Annotated in this window: 15 protein-coding genes; 6 read left to right on the top strand and 9 right to left on the bottom strand. The window is 60.1% G+C overall.

The genetic code is table 11. The features are described 5' to 3' along the window. Window positions 1-41: 41 nt before the first annotated feature. From C2134_RS08355 to C2134_RS08370, 4 genes are all read left to right on the top strand, one after another. On the top strand, window positions 42-938 hold the full coding sequence (locus C2134_RS08355) for a DMT family transporter (RefSeq protein ID WP_103319141.1): 897 nt from the start codon (window positions 42-44) through the stop codon (window positions 936-938). Window positions 939-1,500: 562 nt separating this feature from the next. Then, entirely contained in the window at window positions 1,501-3,147 is a 1,647-nt protein-coding gene (locus C2134_RS08360; RefSeq protein ID WP_103319142.1) for an Nramp family divalent metal transporter, read from the top strand. Window positions 3,148-3,310: 163 nt separating this feature from the next. Beyond that, window positions 3,311-4,039, top strand: a complete 729-nt coding sequence (locus C2134_RS08365) for an MgtC/SapB family protein (protein ID WP_103319144.1) — start codon at window positions 3,311-3,313, stop codon at window positions 4,037-4,039. 235 nt (window positions 4,040-4,274) lie between these two features. Next, window positions 4,275-5,801, top strand: coding sequence for a fumarate hydratase (locus tag C2134_RS08370; protein WP_103319146.1), 1,527 nt, complete (start codon window positions 4,275-4,277; stop codon window positions 5,799-5,801). A gap of 51 nt (window positions 5,802-5,852) precedes the next feature. On the opposite strand, the gene C2134_RS08375 is transcribed toward C2134_RS08370, so the two are convergent. Then, on the bottom strand, window positions 5,853-7,640 hold the full coding sequence (locus tag C2134_RS08375) for a hypothetical protein (protein WP_103319148.1): 1,788 nt from the start codon (window positions 7,638-7,640) through the stop codon (window positions 5,853-5,855). A gap of 332 nt (window positions 7,641-7,972) precedes the next feature. On the opposite strand from C2134_RS08375, the gene C2134_RS08380 reads away from it, so the two are divergent. Continuing rightward, entirely contained in the window at window positions 7,973-8,761 is a 789-nt protein-coding gene (locus tag C2134_RS08380) for a class I SAM-dependent methyltransferase (protein ID WP_158248726.1), read from the top strand. Window positions 8,762-8,943: 182 nt separating this feature from the next. On the opposite strand, the gene C2134_RS08385 is transcribed toward C2134_RS08380, so the two are convergent. From C2134_RS08385 to tadA, 3 genes are read right to left on the bottom strand one after another with little or no spacing between them, the layout of a single operon-like run. Then, window positions 8,944-9,357 (bottom strand): DUF2721 domain-containing protein, encoded by a 414-nt coding sequence (locus C2134_RS08385; RefSeq protein ID WP_043628709.1) that lies wholly within the window; start codon window positions 9,355-9,357, stop codon window positions 8,944-8,946. Next, window positions 9,357-9,980: a L,D-transpeptidase gene (locus C2134_RS08390; RefSeq protein WP_103319151.1), complete on the bottom strand. Its 624-nt coding sequence runs from the start codon at window positions 9,978-9,980 to the stop codon at window positions 9,357-9,359. Before C2134_RS08390 ends, C2134_RS08385 begins: the two co-directional genes overlap by 1 nt. A gap of 1 nt (window position 9,981) precedes the next feature. Further along, the gene (gene tadA, locus C2134_RS08395; protein WP_103319153.1) at window positions 9,982-10,716 is read right to left on the bottom strand and encodes a tRNA adenosine(34) deaminase TadA; all 735 of its coding nucleotides are present in this window, start codon (window positions 10,714-10,716) and stop codon (window positions 9,982-9,984) included. Window positions 10,717-11,101: 385 nt separating this feature from the next. On the opposite strand from tadA, the gene C2134_RS08400 reads away from it, so the two are divergent. Further along, a complete protein-coding gene (locus C2134_RS08400) occupies window positions 11,102-11,989 on the top strand; it encodes a hypothetical protein (protein ID WP_146042114.1) in 888 nt (295 codons plus the stop codon). Between the two features lie 26 nt (window positions 11,990-12,015). Here C2134_RS08400 and C2134_RS08405 read toward each other — a convergent pair whose 3' ends face one another. The 5 genes from C2134_RS08405 to C2134_RS08425 all read right to left on the bottom strand — a co-directional run bounded on the left by C2134_RS08405 (window position 12,016) and on the right by C2134_RS08425 (window position 16,599). Next, the gene (locus tag C2134_RS08405; RefSeq protein WP_103319157.1) at window positions 12,016-12,288 is read right to left on the bottom strand and encodes a hypothetical protein; all 273 of its coding nucleotides are present in this window, start codon (window positions 12,286-12,288) and stop codon (window positions 12,016-12,018) included. Further along, window positions 12,285-12,677, bottom strand: coding sequence for a phage holin family protein (locus C2134_RS08410; RefSeq protein ID WP_103319158.1), 393 nt, complete (start codon window positions 12,675-12,677; stop codon window positions 12,285-12,287). Before C2134_RS08410 ends, C2134_RS08405 begins: the two co-directional genes overlap by 4 nt. A 5-nt stretch (window positions 12,678-12,682) precedes the next feature. Then, complete coding sequence (locus tag C2134_RS08415; protein ID WP_043628702.1) at window positions 12,683-12,997, bottom strand: ElaB/YgaM/YqjD family protein; 315 nt, start codon at window positions 12,995-12,997, stop codon at window positions 12,683-12,685. A gap of 127 nt (window positions 12,998-13,124) precedes the next feature. Further along, entirely contained in the window at window positions 13,125-14,429 is a 1,305-nt protein-coding gene (locus tag C2134_RS08420) for an MFS transporter (protein ID WP_233196394.1), read from the bottom strand. Between the two features lie 571 nt (window positions 14,430-15,000). Continuing rightward, window positions 15,001-16,599, bottom strand: a complete 1,599-nt coding sequence (locus C2134_RS08425) for an FAD-dependent monooxygenase (RefSeq protein ID WP_103319245.1) — start codon at window positions 16,597-16,599, stop codon at window positions 15,001-15,003. Between the last annotated feature and the right edge of the window lie 186 nt (window positions 16,600-16,785).

Consider the following 16,785-nt stretch of genomic DNA (forward strand, 5'->3'; position numbering starts at 1 on the left):
GGCAATAGAATGACAGGGTCGAATATTTGCCGGAGGCTGTCATGGCCATGCTGTTTCCCTTGCTGGCGGTGCTGATCTGGGCCGCCAACACCGTTGTTTCCAAGGCTGCCGCCCAAGTGCTGGACCCGGCGGCCATTTCGTTTTACCGCTGGCTGCTGGCGGCGCTGATCTTGACACCTTTCTGCCTGCGCCCGCTGTGGCGTTTGCGGCATGAATTGCGTCCCTGGCTGGGCAAATTCCTGCTGCTGTCGGCGCTGGGCATGGTGATGTTCCAGTGCCTGGCCTATTACGCCGCGTACAGCACCAGCGCCACCAATATGGGCGTGATCACCGCGCTGGTGCCGCTGCTGGGCCTCGTGCTGAACGCGCTGGCGTTCCGCCAGCCGGTGGGCGGGCAGGCCTGGTTCGGCGTGGCGGTGTCGCTAGCCGGCGTGCTGTATCTGCTGGGACACGGCAATCCGTTGGGGTTGATCGCCAACGGCATCAACCACGGCGACGCGCTGATGCTGTCGGGCGCCGCCGCCTATGCTTTGTACGGCATCCTACTGCGGCGCTGGGCGCCGCCTTTTGGCGCATGGTTCAATCTTTACCTGCAGGTGGGCATGGCGGTCTTGCTGCTGGCGCCGCTGACCGCGACCGCCGACAGCATGGCTATTCCTGCGCGGGGCATCGGGCTGGTGCTGTTTGCCGGCATCGGTTCATCGGTGTTGGCGGCTTATCTGTGGATGCGCGGCATTCAGCGACTGGGCAGCGAGCGCACCGCCATCTTCATGAACCTGTTGCCCTTGTTCACCGCGCTGATGGCTAGCGTGATGCTGGGTGAAACCATCCATTCCTATCACTGGCTGGGCGGCGGTTTGATCCTGTTGGGGGTGGCTTTGGGGCAGGGTATGCTGCGCGTGAAACCTGGGCTGATATTGTCAATTGTGAATAAATGATATATTTCATTAACAAAAATTTACTGCGTTTTTTAGGCGTTTCATTGCGTATATAAAATAATCAGCGCAGCAATTTCCCATGATTTCACCTGTTTGACCGATGTCATGGCAGATTGCTGCGCAGTTCCAGATAACCTCGCAAAAATGCGAAGTGACTGGGGTGTTGACGTAAATAAATAGCCGGGCGTACCATCGCCGCGTTTTCATTACTGGGGGCTGATGCCTTGGAAAGTTGCAGTAGTAGTTGGTTATCTACCGGGTCGCGCTGACCGGCACAGGCATCGTTCCATCCTATTGGCCGCTGTCTTGCCGTGAAGCCAGACAGTGCGCATCTCAGGCGTGGCCATCCGGCCCGCGCCGCGTACTTACCCTTATACCGTTACTGCTGATGACCGCGTACCGAAACCTATCGGACGCCTAAATCAGGTTTGCGCACGTGCGTGCTTGCATACGCTGAGCGTTTTCGCTCGCCGACGCAGCCGCGTCCGTGCCCGCATGCCTTCGTTTGCTTGCAAAACGACGGGCGGCCCCCGCTTGCGCCGCCCGCACGGAGACGATGACAATGACAAATACCGTCAAGAACGAAGCTGTATTGGATAGCGCCCACGTTGGCGATATTCGTGGCGCTTTCGGCACCATCCGCCAAGGCGATGTTGGCGCCCGCACCGGCATCTGGCAGCGCCTGCGCACGCTGCTGGCCATTCTGGGCCCCGGCCTGATCGTGATGGTCGGCGACAACGACGCCGGCGCTTTCAGCACTTACTCGCAAGCTGGCCAGAACTACGGCACCTCCTTGCTGTGGACGCTGATCCTGCTGATTCCGGTGCTGTACGTGAACCAGGAAATGGTGCTGCGCCTGGGCGCCGTCACCGGCGTGGGCCATGCCCGCTTGATCCTCGAGCGCTTCGGCAAATTCTGGGGCGCCTTCAGCGCCATCGACTTGTTCCTGCTGAATGCGCTGACCATCGTCACCGAATTCATCGGCATCACCCTGGCCTTGCAGTATCTGGGCCTGCCCAAGGAGTGGGGGGTGGTCGCGGCCGCGCTGCTGGTGATGGCCGCCGCGAGCACCGGGGATTTCCGCCGCTTTGAGCGCTTTGCGATGATTCTGGTGGTGTTCAGCCTGTTCCTGGTGCCGGTGTTCATGATGGTGCATCCGCCGATGGAGCAAATCGGCCATGACCTGCTGGTGCCGGGCATGCCTGCCGGCGGCAAGCTGTCCGATGTGATGCTGCTGATCATCGGCATTGTCGGCACCACCGTGGCGCCGTGGCAGCTGTTCTTCCAGCAAAGCTATGTGATCGACAAGCGCATCACGCCGCGCTTCATCAAGTATGAGCGCGCCGACCTGTGGCTGGGCATCGTGCTGGTGCTGATCGGCGCCGTCGCCATCATCGGCATGGCCGCCGCGCTGTTTGCCGGCAAGCCGGAATTCGGCAACTTCCAGGACGCCGGCGCGGTTGCCGCCGGTTTGGGCAAGTATCACAGCCACCTGGCCGGCGTGCTGTTTGCCGTCGCGCTGATCGACGCCAGCCTGATCGGCGCCAGCGCCGTGTCGCTGTCCACCGCCTACGCGCTGGCCGACGTGCTGAACATGAAGCATTCGCTGCACCGCAAACCGAGCGACGCGCGGGCCTTCTATCTGGTCTACTTCCTGCTGATCGCCGGCGCCGCCGCGCTGGTGCTGATCCCGGGCGTGCCGCTGGGCTTGCTGACCAACGCCGTGCAAACCCTGGCCGGCGTGCTGCTGCCGTCCGCATCCGTATTCTTGCTGCTGCTGTGCAACGACAAGGAAGTGCTGGGTCCGTGGGTGAACGGCCGCTGGACCAATCTGTTTACCGGCGCGGTGGCTGCCGTGCTGGTGTTGTTGTCGGTGATTTTGACCGCTTCCGTGCTGTGGCCGGATATCTCCAGCCAGACCATCATCAATGTGCTGGTCGGCGGCGGCATCATTGGCGGCATCGTGGTGATTGCGGCGCATACCGTGAAACTGCGCCGCGACGCCGAAACCGGCGCCGACCTGAAGGACGATGTCAAGCCGACCAAGCTGTACATGCACACCTGGCGCATGCCGCCGCTGGACCAGCTGAAGCCGATGGTGCTGTCCCGCGCCAATCGTCTGTGGATGGCGGTATTGCGCGGTTATCTGGTAGTGGCTGTCATCATGGTGGTGTACAAAGTGACGCAGGTCGCCTTGCTAGGCCACTGATCGGCAAGGTATGGTTGTGGCCGGCTGCGCGGCGAGGCGCAGTCGGCGGAGCGAAACCGCCCGTTTGGGCGGTTTTTCGCATGAGGGAGGGTCCCTCGTGGCTTTCGCGGAAAGCCACGATGCACGTTCCTTATATATAACGACTTTACAAGCAGGAGGACGCATGCACTACAACCTGCATAACTTGTTCGATTTCGATTTGTTCGGCTTGTTGCACTCCACGATTTGTCTGGCGATGGCTTTCGCCTGCGGCACGGTGATCGGCCTGGAGCGGCAATACCGCCAGCGCACCGCCGGGCTGCGCACCAATGCGCTGGTGGCAGTCAGCGCCGCGGCTTTCGTCAATATGGCGCTGCAACTGGATGGCTCCGGCAGCGCCTCCAGAGTGGTGGCCTATGTCGTGTCCGGGGTGGGCTTCCTCGGCGCCGGCACCATCATGAAAGAAGGTCTGAACGTGCGCGGCCTGAACACGGCGGCCACGCTGTGGGGATCGGCCGCCACCGGGGCCTGCGCCGGCGCCGGCATGCTCGGCCAGGCCATTTTGACCACGATCTTCGTGCTGGCGGTCAACACGCTGCTGCGGCCGGTGGTGAACTCGATCAACCGTCGTCCGATCGACGACGACGCCAGCGAAGTCACGTATCAGCTGTGCGTGATCTCTACCCGCGAGGAGCAGAAGCAGGCCCTGGCGCATGTCGGGGATCTATTGGAGCGGGCCAATTATCCGGTGGGCGATCTGGACGTGGAGGCCTTTGGCGACGACGAGGTGGAAATGACCGCCACGCTGCTGGCCACCTCGGTGGATTCGGACGAGTTGGACCGCATTGCCGACGAATTGGCGGCCAAGCCGTACATCAGCCAGGCTTACTGGAATACCAGCACCAGCGAGTAATCGTGCGTAGTAGCGCAAGCAGCCGCCTGGACGCGAGTCCAGCGGCTGTTTTGCATTTGGCGGCAGCCCGGCAGGGTAGGCATGCGCACGCCTTGTTCAGAGTCAAAGTTTATGACGGACAGTGTTACAATCGAGACAGGTTTTTAGTTGTCGCGCGGCACCGGTTTGATCCAGCGCCGGCGGCGGGGTAATCCACGGGCGGCCGCACCGGCGCCCGGTTTCTCGAGACAGCCTTATGACCATCATCCGCCAGGAAGACTTCATCCAGAGCATCGCCGATGCCTTCCAGTACATCAGTTGCTACCACCCGAAAGACTATATCGACGCGCTGTACCAGGCCTACCTGCACGAAGAAAGCACCGCCGCCAAGGATGCGATGGCGCAAATCCTGGTCAACAGCCGCATGTGCGCCGAAGGCCAGCGCCCGATCTGCCAGGATACCGGCATCGCCGTGGTGTTCCTGAAAGTGGGCATGCGGGTACAGTGGGACGCCAAGCTCAGCGTGCAGGAGATGGTCAACGAAGGCGTGCGCCGCGCCTACAACCATCCGGACAACAAGCTGCGCGCCTCCGTGCTGCTGGACCCGGCCGGCAAGCGCCAGAACTCCAAGGACAACACCCCGGCCGTGGTGCACTTCGAGATCGTCGAGGGCGACCAGGTGGAAGTGATCTGCGCGGCCAAGGGCGGCGGCTCGGAAAACAAGTCCAAGCTGGCGATGCTGAACCCGTCTGACTCCATCGTCGACTGGGTGCTGAAGACCCTGCCGACCATGGGCGCAGGCTGGTGTCCGCCGGGCATCCTCGGCATCGGCATCGGCGGCACGCCGGAAAAAGCCATGTTGCTGGCCAAGGAAAGCCTGATGGACCACGTGGACATCCACGAGCTGAAGGCCAAGGCGGCCAGCGGCGTCGAGCTGTCCCGCGTCGAGCAACTGCGTTTGGAACTGTTCGAGAAGGTCAACGCGCTGGGCATCGGCGCGCAAGGCCTGGGCGGCCTGACCACGGTGCTGGACGTGAAGATTCTGGATTACCCGACCCATGCGGCCTCGCTGCCGGTGGCGATGATTCCCAACTGCGCCGCCACCCGCCACATCCATTTCCATCTGGACGGCAGCGGCCCGGCGCAGCTGGAACCGCCCAAGCTGGAAGACTGGCCGGACATCACTTATGACGCGTCCAACGGCAAGCGCGTGAATCTCGACAACATCACCCGCGAAGAAGTGGCCAGCTGGCAGCCGGGCGACGTGCTGCTGCTCAACGGCAAAATCCTGACCGGCCGCGACGCCGCGCACAAGCGCATGGTGGACATGCTGAACAAGGGCGAGAAGCTGCCGGTGGACTTCACCAACCGCTTCATTTACTACGTTGGCCCGGTAGACCCGGTGCGCGACGAAGTCGTCGGCCCGGCCGGCCCGACCACGGCTACCCGCATGGACAAGTTCACGCGCCAGATGCTGGAAGAGACCGGCTTGCTCGGCATGATAGGCAAGGCCGAGCGCGGCCCGGCGGCCATCGAGGCGATCAAGGACAACAAGGCGGTGTACCTGATGGCCGTGGGCGGCTCCGCCTACCTGGTGTCCAAGGCGATCAAGGCCTCCAAGGTAGTGGGCTTCGCCGACCTGGGCATGGAGGCGATCTACGAGTTCGAGGTCAAGGACATGCCGGTGACGGTGGCGGTGGACTCCTGTGGCACCTCGGTGCACAACACCGGCCCGGCTGAGTGGCGGGTGAAGATTGGGAAGATACCGGTCAGCCAGGCTTGATCATATTGAATTGAAAACTGCCGCTCTAAATGAGCGGCAGTTTTTTAGAACTTATTTAGCAAGCCAGACAGCGGGGGCATAAATTGAACCTTCATCACACAACGTTTTGCCCAGGATCGATGTGTCTTGGTATGATGTACCATTTGTGCAAAGGTTCCAATTTTTGCCATCTTGGCTAAATTTCAGGTCTTGGTAATACGATGTTCTACCAAAATTTCCTGCCAAAGTGCCGACAGGGGAGGCGTCTGATGTTTTGAGAACCAACCAGTATATTTTCCCGTTGGATATCGCTTGTCCCTCTGATCCAAGTTGGAATTGAATCGAATTTTTTGTAAATTGCCGCATTGTGCCATTAGATAGAACTCCCTGATCAAATGCATGGGTGATGTTGCTGCTATTGATCAACGGGGTGCCTGGGTTTCCTGCATTATCGCTGTAAATACTGATATTGAAATTCTTCGCGCTACTCGGCTGGGCGTCGATGCCGGCATACTTTGCAATGAAGCTACTGCTCGGTTTGATCTGGAACGCAATATAACTTGTATTTGTGGATACATAGCCCATATTTCCCGACGATACCACGTAGTCATCATACATCAAGCTAGTTGTGGTGGATGTCAGTTTCCATGTAAGGGACGTGGCACCAATTTGTACTGAGTCATTCTTGGACTGACCAAAACCAAGTGCAGTGTCTTGTAGTTGGATAACATCGCCATTTTTTGCAGTGGTGTAATTACTGGTGGCAATATTGTTCTTTATCAGAGTTGCACTGCCGGATGTGACTCGGATGGAAATGGACTGACCATCTTTTAGATTTTTAATTTGTATGGGATTGGATGAGTAAACTTGGCCGACGTCAGCATTGTCAATGTTCTTGAATGACAGGTCAGGCATCGCAACTAATCGTCTAGGTAGAATCAGGCTGCTGTCTTTGTCAATCCACTCTTCAAATTTTGGCGCAACCAGCTTGATGCCACGCCCTGCATAGTAGGTTTCCACGTTTCTTCTAACCGTATCCAGATCAATTTGCGTAGCCGCTAGCTTGAGCTGATCTTGCAGTGATTTAGAGGACAGTTTTCCATTATTGGCCAAGTCACTAGCAATGGTGCTGATCAGGTGTGAAAGTTCAGCCGTTTCTGATGAGGGGTGCGAATAACCATCAGGACCTGGCGTTCTGTCTCGGTTTTGGGCAACTTGAGAAAGAATTGCCGATGTTGCCAGCAGAATGGAATCCTGATCGGCCGTGCCGTTTATGCGCATATCGAACAAGGAACCCAGATTGTCCACCTTGGCCGGATCAATGCCGAAGACAGCCAGTACTTCATTGCGCGACTGCGTGTAGGCACTTTGATAGTCGCTGCCGCTGGTCATTAAAGACTTCAGACGGGGCGCCTGCAACGTGGTCAGCAGGTTGATGGTGAGCGATTTGGATACGCTCAGGTCGGCCACGGCGTTCAGCGTAACCGGTGCGGTGGATAGCGTGCCGGTCAACTCGTTCATGTAGTAGCCGCTGCCCGTCAACTCCACCAACTTGGTGCCTACCGTGCCGGGAATCCCAAAGTTGCCCAAATCGTCCTTGGTCTGCGTCATGTAGACCTTGCCAGTGGGCGACAGTTTGTCGTCCAGTTCCGAAATCCAAATGTTGGAACCAAAGATAAACGGTCCTTTCTGTACCTGACCGGCAACATGGTATTGAGCAGAGGTGTTGTTGCTTTGGGAGGGCGTGCTGCTGGAACTGCTACCATTCCCACCGCCTCCGCAGGCCGCGAGTACGCTGATGGTCAATAGAGGAAGAAGCTTGCGAGTAAAGTTCGCCATGCTAAGCACTTTCATTGTCATGTTTCACGGAGTCTCCAAATTTTTACAATTGGAGTTATTACTCATACTGACTATGAGTATGTCCTTATTATGCCATTTTCCGAGGGACGTGTCCGAGCATGCTTCAGTGCCACAAGTCAAGATGCGAGGTTTCTGAGTGGACGATGGTGGTGATGACATCGCCGGCTTTGCAGAAAGTAGGAGCTTTAAGGGGATGTGTTGTGACTTGGCTGCAACCACTTGCGGCCAGGCGATTTAATTTTATTTTTGTCTTGCAAATCCGCCGCTTACGTCATACATACTGAAAATGTTCACGGCATGTTTTCGGTGTTTTTACTTATCGGATAATGAGTATGACAACCAGCTCCGTCGAAGCATTCAGTCTGTATTCGGATTTGTACGCGCGCTTTCGGCCCGCGTACCCAGAGTCGCTGTATGACTGGCTGCTGCCCTTGTGTCCCGGCTACCAGCGGGCTTGGGACTGCGCGACCGGCAGCGGCCAGACTGCCGTGCGGCTGGGCAACAGCTTTGCTCGCGTCGATGCCACCGATATCAGCTCCAACCAGCTATCGGTGGCGGAACGCCATACCCAGGTCTACTACCGCGAATGTCCGGCCGAGGTGACGCCGTTTGACGACGATTGCTTTGATCTGATTTGCGTATCCCAAGCCTTGCATTGGTTCCACCTGCCTTCGTTCTGGCCGGAGGTGCAGCGCGTGCTGAAGCCAGGCGGAATCTTCGCCGCCTGGGGATATCATCATTGCGTGGTGACGCCGGAGATAGACAAGGCCTGCAGCGTGCTGTGGTCCATCATCGAACCGTTCTGGTCCAGCCGTTGCGAGCTGTTGTGGGATGATTTCCGCGGCAGCGGCTGTCCGCTGCCCTTGCTGAAGGCGCCCAGCTTTTCCATCCGTGAAGACTGGACCTTGGACCATTTTCTCGGTTTCCTCAACACCACGTCCGCCAGCAAGTTGTGCAAGCAGGCGCTGGGAGAGAGCATTCTGGACGAGGCCTGCCTGCGCATCGCGCGGGCTTGGGGCCATGGCGGCGAGCGGCGGCGTGTCGAGTTGCCGCTGCATCTGATGGTGGCGCGCAAGGATGCGGCCCGGTTTTTCCCGGCCGTAATTGAGCCGACGCCCTAGGGGCTGTTGACGTTTGGTGAGTGGATCGCGTTTGCGCTCCGCCAAACCCGCAGGGCCGGGCACCTTTCGCGCCGACTCTTCGTTGTTCCGCGCTGGCAGAGAATGACTATGCGGCGCGCGAAACGCCTCGATTCGGCGCAAAACTCATCCCGGCGCGACCGCCCACCAAACGTCAACAGCCCCTAGTGCTGCCGGTCGTATTCGGCCTGCAAGTCCGATAGCAGAATGTTCAGCGCGTCCGATGAGCGGATCAGCTCGATCAGCGAGATGGCCAGCGAGGCGATCATGCACAGCAGGCTGGCGCCGAAGGTGATTTCCCCAGTCGCCTGCCAGCCGGTGTAGATCTGAAACATCGCCACGGTGCACAGGAACAGGCTGGCGATGCCCATGAACTGCATCCATTTGATCAGCGTGATGCGGGTGCGCAGATTGCCGATCTGGCGCAGGATTTTCTGGTCTTTGCTGTCGCGGTACTCTTCGTACAGATTGCGAATGATGCTGGCCAATCCCAGAAAACGGTTGGTGTAGGCCAGCAGCAGCAGCGAGACGGCAGGAAACAGCAGGGCCGGAGTGGCCAGGTTCAGTGCGGAATGCATCAGGAATTCTCGTCTATCCATACATCGATGCCATTGGGCGCGGCATCGAACAGTTCTATCACATCGTGGTTCTTCATGCGGACACAGCCCAGCGAGCTGGGTTGGCCCCATGGTACATGATCGCCGGCGCCATGGATGTAAATCGCTCTATCATAGCTGTCGACATTCCCACCTTGATTGCGTCTGGCTTCCTGGCCGCATAGCCATAGGATGCGGGTCAGTATCCAGTCCTTGTTCGGGTATTGCGCGTGCAGTTCCGGCGTGTATTTCCATGGCGTGACCTGGCGGCGGAAGATGATGGTGTTTTCCGCCGCGCCATCGCCTATCTTGTCGCACACCGTATGCCAGCCGCGCGGCGTCTGGTAGCTGCCGGTGGTTTCGCCGACGCCGTTCTTGGCTGTCGAGACTGTATATTCCTTTTGAGTGAGTCCCCAGCCATCCAGCAGCCGCAGCGTTTGCGACTTTACCCCCACCCAGATCCATGGCGCGCCGTAATGGCGGGCATTAGGATGCGTGGTTTGCAAGGGGCCATCCGTTTGCGCTTGCAGCATCCATGCCGTGTCGCCTGCGGCATGGCAGGTTAGGGCAAGGCAGGCGATCAGAATGGCGCCCAAGCTTCGCATATCAATCCCTCCCGACATCTTGTCGGCGTTGCCGGAAAAAGGCGGACAGTTGTTCCGCGCAGGCTTCTGCCTCCGCGCCGCCGAACACGGCGGCGTGGTGATTGAGCCGAGCGTCGGCGAATAGATTCACTGTGCTGCCGGCCGCGCCGGTCTTGGCGTCGCGCGCGCCGTAGATCACCCGCGCAATGCGGGCGTGCAGGATGGCGCCGCTGCACATCGGGCACGGCTCCAGCGTGACGTAAAGATCGCAGCCATCCAGCCGGTAGTTGCCGAGACGCGCGGAGGCGTCGCGCAGCGCCTGCATTTCGGCATGCGCCGATGGGTCATGGCGGCCTATCGGTTGATTGTAGCCGCGGCCGACGACCTCGCCGTCCTTCACCACCAGAGCGCCGACCGGCACTTCCCCCTCAGCGGCGGCCTGTGCCGCCAGCTCGCGCGCCAGCTTCAGGAAACGCTGAATTTCCGCTTGCTCGGGCGGCAGGGAGACCGGCGGGTGATCGGCCAGTTGCCGCAGCAGGGCGGCCTTGTCCTCTTCGCGCAGATCTTGCCAATGAATGCCGCGCGCGGCCGCCTCCAGGGCGAACAGCAGCCGGCGGGTCACGGTATGGCCGGCGGCTTTCAGGCGCAGAAAAGCGGTGACGACGCCGCAATCCAGCAACTGCTGGCGAGTGTGGATATTCAGCTTGGCCAGCCAGGCCAGAGCCGAGGGCGGCAGCGGGGGGGATGTCAGCGTCACGAGGGGAAAACAAATACGGTTGCGGCAATGTCGTCATTATCGCCGGTTTGGCGCGGCTAACCAAATCCGGCTAGGCGAGGGCGGATGGGGTGTTTCGGCGTTATGCAGATCATCTTGTGCCAATAGTAGGCTAGGGTAGGCGTATCGCATTTTATTCAGGTTTTATCTGGCAGGCTTGGCATACAGAAAGCAGAAAAACGGTCGATATGAGTAGAAAATAGTCGAAAGCCTAACCATGTCCGTGATCACAATTCAGTCCGCCATTGCAGGCATCGAGCAGTGGCGCAATCGTCTGGTTTCCAGCGGCCGGTCTGTGGCAACGCCCTCGTCCGCGCCCCAGACGGAGGGGGGCGGCCCGGATGCGCAGCCCTCGCCAGCCGCGCTCATGTCCAGCATCCGCAGCGATTTGCAGAAGTCGCTGAATCAGGGCTGGCAGGATTATATGCAAAAACTCCGGGTCGATCTGAGCCGCCCGGTCAAGCGGCAAAGCCCCGCGGCGGACCAGATGGATAAACAGCTGCTGAAGCAAAGAGTGGATTCTTTGCGCCAGATGATGATGATGACCCACGACAAAGCCGGTTTGCGGGCATTGGCCAGCCAGTTGGCCCAGTTGGCGCGCGAACTGAAGAGCCTGGTTGCCAGCATGACCCAGAATGCCGCGGATCAGCAGATGGCTGTCAGCGTAGGCGGCGCGGCGGATCAGCCCTCAGCCGATTCGGCAGCCGCATCCGCTCAAGACGCCTCGCCGGAGCAGGATCATGCGGCGGATGACGCGCAAGCCGCGAGCAGCGCCGAGACGGCCGCTGTTTCATCGGCCGATGCGTCCTCCGACGCATCGTCGGCTTCGGCTGCCGAATCGGCAAGCGGCAATGTCGCGCCAGGGCAGGCTAGCCAGGCGGATGCGGCGGCAGGATCGTCCGACGCGACTGCGTCGGCCCCGCAGGGCGCTGTCGACCAAGCCGCAGCCAACACCGCCGATCCGCAAGCGGCACTGCGCAATATGCTGGCTCATGGCAACCCGGTAGCCGCAGATCAGGACATTCAGGAGATGCTGCTCACGCTGAAGATGGTCCAGGCCTTCATCAAGCAAATGGCTTTGCAGTTGCAGGGGCAAGAAGACCGGAAGATGAAAGAGGATCAGGAGCAGGCGGGCAAAGCGCTGCAGGATGTGGACACCATACTCAAAGGCGGGCCGGAGGCGCTGGCGGCGCTCAGCGGTCAAATGGAAGTGAACGTGAGCGCGCCAGCGGATGCGTCTTCGACTGCAGTGTGAGAGTGAGGAGCAGGCCGCGTATGTGGTCAGTGCCGCAGGGCGCGGCGCAGCAGCCGCCAAACAGCCAGTAAAGCCGCGCCGCTTTTCAGCCAACGGCCTAATTTGTCGCTTGGCATCAGCTTGCCCAAGAGGTCAAAGGCCGAGCCTAAGCCGCCGGGCGCGCGCCAGAATGCAAGGCCATCGCAAGCCCATTGCAGCGGCCCTGTCAGCTTTTGTTGCTCCAGCCGCAGCTTGACGCGCAAGGCCTCGCCCTTCATCACCAGCAGCTGCTTCTTCAAGGCGCGGTCTTGCGGCGTCATGGCTTGTCTCCGCCGGGCCCTAATGCGGCCCAATCCTTGCGCATTTCTTCCAGCGTGGCGGCGAACGGGGCCGCTTGATGCCGCATCTTGCGCCGCAATCCCAGCAACAGCATCGCACCGGCGCCGCAGAACAGCAGCGCCAGGCCCGCCATCACTGCCAGCCGCCACGGCGCCGGCGTCAAGGCCCACAAGGCCAGTACGGCGGCGATCAGCCCGCATCCCAGCAGCACCAGTCCCAGCATGCCTTGCAGCAGGTTGCCGACGACGTCATCCTTCAGCTCCTGCGCCTCCAGGGACAGCAGTTCGGCGCGCGTCAGCAGCAAAGAGACGATGCCATTGACGAAGGAGCGCAAGGTGCCGGGGCGGGGTTGGCGGGACGGATCGGACATATCGATCAGCGGCGGGATACCAGCATGCCCAGCAGGAAGGCGACGCCGGCTGCGATGCCGATGGACTTCCACGGGTTTTCATGCACGTAATCGTCGGTGACCTTGGCCGCTTCCTTGGCCTTGCCTACGACGACCTGTTCGGCGTCGCGCAGCTTGATTTTGGCTGTGCCGAGCTTCTCGGCCAGACGCTTGCGCAGCTCTTTGCTGTGCGCGCTGCCGTCGTCGACGGTTGCGTCAATCAGTTCTTCGGTGCTGGCCAAAACTTGGCGTACGTCATCCAGCAGCTGTTCTTTTTCCTTGGCGATGGTGGCATTGGACATGGCAACCTCCTGACAGTGGTGAATGGAACCGACTCGAAACGCAGACATGGCATGGCGCAAAGCATAGCCTGCGCCAACCCACGCTAACAGCCTGACGCGGCCGCGTCAAACCATGTGGTCAAACGCTTCATCCGCGTTGGTAGAGCGCCTCGTCCAGCAAAGGTTCCCGCGCCGGGCGCGCGCTGCGGGCGCAGAAAATTCCCACCAGCGCCACCGCAGCGCAATACAGCACGCAAATCCAGTGATTCCACGGCATGGCGGCGATCAGCAACAGCGGCGTCACGCTGGCCCAGATCGAGTAGGCGATGTTGTAGGTGAATGAAATGCCGGAAACGCGCACATCGGCCGGGTACATGCCCACCATGATGGACGGCACCACGCCGACAATCCCGCAGCACAGCCCGGCAAAAGCGTAGGCCAGGCTTGGCCAGGCCCAGCCGCCGATCAGGCTGCCGTACAGGACGGCCACGCCTACCGGTAGCAGCGCGCTGTACAGGATCAGGCTGCGGCGCTGGCCGATGCGGTCGCATACCCGGCCAGCGATCACGCAGCCGATATTGAGGAACACGATGCCCACGCTGCTCAGGGCAAAGGCGTGGTCGGCATGCATGCCGAAGCGTTGCTGCAACAGCGTGGGCGTCACCACCACCAGCACCACCACCGCCGAGGTCAGCACGCAGGTCAGCGCGGCGGCCGGCAGCAGGGTGGCTTTGTGGCGGCGCAACACATCCAGCAGCGGATAGGCGGCGCGCTCGGCCTGGCGCTCGCGCATGGCCAGGAACACCGGCGTCTCGCTCAGCCAGCGGCGCAGCCAGACGCCGATCAGCCCAAACGGGCCACCAAGCAAAAAGGGAATGCGCCAGCCGTAATCCAGCATTTCCTGCGGCGTGAACACGCGGGCCAGAAAGGTGGCGGTCAGCGCACCCAGCAGATAGCCGAAGGTCAGCCCGGCCTGCAATACGCCCAGCGCGTAGCCGCGATGGCGCAGCGGCGCGTGCTCGGCGACGAAGGACCAGGCGCTGGGCACCTCGCCGCCTACTGCCGCGCCCTGCAGAATGCGCAGCGACAACAGGATCAGCGGAGCGAGGATGCCGATGTCGGCGTAGGTGGGCATCAGGCCGATGAGCAGACAGGGGCCGGCCATCAGCAGGATGGTCAGGCTGAACACCTGCTTGCGGCCCAGCACGTCGGCGAAGTGCGCCATCAGGATGCCGCCCATCGGCCGCGCCAGGTAGCCGGTGGCGAAGATGCCGAAGGTTTGCAGCAGGCGCAGCCATTCCGGCATGTCTGGCGGGAAGAACAGCTTGCTCAGCGTGGTGGCGAAGAAGGCGAAGATGATGAAATCGTAGATTTCCAGCGCGCCGCCCAGCGCGGCCAGACCCAGGGTCTTGTAGTCGGTGCGGGTGAGCGGTGTGGATTGGTTTGTGTTCATGGTCAATCACGAGGTGCCGGGGCTGTGGGTCAGCCCGCTGTAATCATGAATGAAGCCCGCGCGGCGTGTTCGAGCAGGCTCCCTGGAGCCGCTGGCGGCCCCGCAAGGCCGCCAGTGTAGCGCGGTTGGTGGCATTTGCGGTAGGTAAGGTTGCCTTGACCCGATTTTCATATGAAATATGAATATTTTCAAGGCGGCGCAGGGCAAAGGAATGGCGTGGCGCTTCAGTTCAAGACAACGGACTCGCCGCGGACGAGCCAGTGCATTTCGACGCAGCAGTTTAAGCGTCTGCGCCTAGCTGCTTGCCATTCAGGCAGAGTCGCGGACCAAACCTGGCAGAAATTCCGAGCCAAGGCCCGCCGATGCAGACCGATATGGGACCGGTGAAGGGGATGTGGGATGGTTTTTTTAATCATTTTTGCCGGTAATGAGTCGCTACGACATCTTGTCAAGAAAAAAGGCCAGCCGCTTGGCTGACCCCTTTTGATTTCAAATGATTGGGTAGGATCAATGAAAAATCAGAATCTTATCATTCTCCGCTCAGTCCTTCGGTTTTCGAGGCCCATCGTTTTCATGGCGTTGCTGCGCCAAGATGATTTGCTTGTCGCTGCAGGATCTGAGCGATAGCCTCACTCAATTGTTCTTCACAATCGGTATCTCCGCCGCTGGATCGCCAAGCGACGATGGCATCAGGCCGCACAAGCAGCGCGCCGTTGGAGGCAATGTCAAATGTCGCTGCGAAATTCTTTTCTGCTGGAAATACGAGATCGCCTGCGCGAATCAATTGGATGCTGACACCCAGGCGCAGGGACACGCGCCGCGCGGATTCAAGCCAATACGGGTTGGCGCTGACGAGCGTAAGCCGCTGAGTGAACAGGTCGATGGTAGAGATGCGTTTACTGTTCAGGTCGATCCAGACGTGTGGAACGCGTGTGCCCGGTTGTCCTGACCATTCGTCAGGCCGAGCGGCGGGGGGCAGGTCATCTCCGCCCCCGATGATTGCCTTGGAGTTGATCCGCTGCCCGAGCTCCATGGCTTCGGCGCCGTAAAGCACCTCGCCCGCCAATGCGCCACCTGCCCAGGTTAGGTAGTCCGGGCGGGCAAAGGTTTGCTGATGCCGCAACCAGCCGATGGGCTGACGCTCGGCGCTATAGGAATCCAGTAAACCAGTCTCTGCCTCACCATCCAGCACCATCTGCAGCTTCCAGGCTAGGTTATAAGCATCGTCGATTCCTGTGTTTGCGCCAAAGCCGGCGCGGGTGGGCGGCAACTGATGCGCAGCATCGCCGACGAGAAAGACTCGCCCTTCGGAATAACGTTCAGCGATACGCCCGGCCATCTCCCAGCGACCGGTGGTAATGAGTTCGATGGGCATGTCACGACCTAAAGCGCGCCGAATTGCCTCGCACAATTCCTCTTCGGAGCGTTCGGAGTCGTCACTGAACATCAGCACCCAACGGCCGTCAGGGTAGTTCGTCAGAAAGGCCCTGAAGTCAGCTTGTTCAATCTCGAACTGCACTACACCTTGATCGAGATAGGACTTGGCCTCAGCACAGTGGAACAGGACGCTGCGGATAGTCCGCAAATGGCCAACGCCATGTCGCTGGATGCCAAGTCGCTCGCGTACGGGGCTGTCGGCACCATCAGCCGCGATCATATAGTCGGCGGTAATGTCGGTGGTCTCTCCGGTGACGCGATCTTTGACGCAGGCAGTTACGCCACTGGCAGTCTGGGAGAAAGACACCATCTCGACACCCTGCCTGAGGTCCACGCCGCGTTCCACGGCCGCAGAGCGCAAGATCGGCTCAAGCAGGTCCTGCGCAATGGCGACCCCTTTGCAAGGAGAGCTGAGGCTGATGTCGGACTCGTTCTCACCGGGAGTCCACGCCGTCTCTTCCAGCCAGTTGCCTGTCAGACTCGCGACCCGTGCACGGCGGGGCCGGCTGTGGCTTCCGATTTGTGGTATACGCTCACCGATTCCGATCGCGCGGAAGTGTTCCATCGTTAGTTCCGTAAAGCCGACGGCTCGCGGATGTGTGGAGCTGCCGAAGTGTTTTTCAACAAGGACGGTTTTTACGCCACGCGAAGCGAGAAACAGTGCGGCAGATAGGCCAACGAGGCTACCGCCCACGATGAGAACCGGGTTAGGAGATGAGGAAGGTGAGGTCATGATGTACGTCCACTTTGCGAATGCCGGAATCGGCGACTTGGACGTTACCGCTGGCCAGTCAAAAGGGTGCCGTAAAAGCATCCACAAGCGTACGAACAGGGGAGTCGTTCATGGCGCACAGACAGGCAAGCGGTGCAGTCCGCTTAGCTGTCGTGGTCCGCGGCCCGTCAGGGCTGGATTGAGACT

The sequence above is a fragment of the Chromobacterium sinusclupearum genome (assembly GCF_002902845.1).
Classification (GTDB): domain Bacteria; phylum Pseudomonadota; class Gammaproteobacteria; order Burkholderiales; family Chromobacteriaceae; genus Chromobacterium; species Chromobacterium sinusclupearum.

Coding starts and splice junctions, on each gene's coding strand:
- C2134_RS08355 (WP_103319141.1), top strand. CDS start 42: ATGGCCATGCTGTTTCCCTTGCTGGCGGTGCTGATCTGGGCCGCCAAC.
- C2134_RS08360 (WP_103319142.1), top strand. CDS start 1,501: ATGACAAATACCGTCAAGAACGAAGCTGTATTGGATAGCGCCCACGTT.
- C2134_RS08365 (WP_103319144.1), top strand. CDS start 3,311: ATGCACTACAACCTGCATAACTTGTTCGATTTCGATTTGTTCGGCTTG.
- C2134_RS08370 (WP_103319146.1), top strand. CDS start 4,275: ATGACCATCATCCGCCAGGAAGACTTCATCCAGAGCATCGCCGATGCC.
- C2134_RS08375 (WP_103319148.1), bottom strand. CDS start 7,640: ATGACAATGAAAGTGCTTAGCATGGCGAACTTTACTCGCAAGCTTCTT.
- C2134_RS08380 (WP_158248726.1), top strand. CDS start 7,973: ATGACAACCAGCTCCGTCGAAGCATTCAGTCTGTATTCGGATTTGTAC.
- C2134_RS08385 (WP_043628709.1), bottom strand. CDS start 9,357: ATGCATTCCGCACTGAACCTGGCCACTCCGGCCCTGCTGTTTCCTGCC.
- C2134_RS08390 (WP_103319151.1), bottom strand. CDS start 9,980: ATGCGAAGCTTGGGCGCCATTCTGATCGCCTGCCTTGCCCTAACCTGC.
- C2134_RS08400 (WP_146042114.1), top strand. CDS start 11,102: ATGTCCAGCATCCGCAGCGATTTGCAGAAGTCGCTGAATCAGGGCTGG.
- C2134_RS08405 (WP_103319157.1), bottom strand. CDS start 12,288: ATGACGCCGCAAGACCGCGCCTTGAAGAAGCAGCTGCTGGTGATGAAG.
- C2134_RS08410 (WP_103319158.1), bottom strand. CDS start 12,677: ATGTCCGATCCGTCCCGCCAACCCCGCCCCGGCACCTTGCGCTCCTTC.
- C2134_RS08415 (WP_043628702.1), bottom strand. CDS start 12,997: ATGTCCAATGCCACCATCGCCAAGGAAAAAGAACAGCTGCTGGATGAC.
- C2134_RS08420 (WP_233196394.1), bottom strand. CDS start 14,429: ATGAACACAAACCAATCCACACCGCTCACCCGCACCGACTACAAGACC.
- C2134_RS08425 (WP_103319245.1), bottom strand. CDS start 16,599: ATGACCTCACCTTCCTCATCTCCTAACCCGGTTCTCATCGTGGGCGGT.